The sequence below is a fragment of the Gelidibacter salicanalis genome (assembly GCF_016469035.1).
GTDB lineage: Bacteria > Bacteroidota > Bacteroidia > Flavobacteriales > Flavobacteriaceae > Gelidibacter > Gelidibacter salicanalis_A.
On record NZ_JAEHJZ010000265.1, the window covers coordinates 1 to 227 of the forward strand.

1 protein-coding gene is annotated in these 227 nt (G+C 42.3%); it reads right to left on the reverse strand.

Going from position 1 to position 227, the window contains the following annotated elements; translation table 11 throughout:
- On the reverse strand, nucleotides 1–227 hold a 227-nt coding region (locus JEM65_RS21495), incomplete at both ends, for a hypothetical protein (protein ID WP_199603793.1).

Below are 227 nucleotides of genomic sequence, written 5' to 3' on the forward strand. Positions count from 1 at the left end.
CATCAACACCAGCTTTTGAAAGTCCAATTACAACTAAATTAGCTGTGTAATCATTTACCTTTTTTCCGTAAGCCATCAGTGGATATACAATCGGAGTTTCTACCACTTTCTCTACGGTTTCTATAGTGTAGGTCACTTCTTCATCGTCGGTGGTTATCATCACCTGATACGCTGCACAGGGCAGGCCGTTTAAATCGTAAGGGACGCGAAGATCCTCATTGACCTTT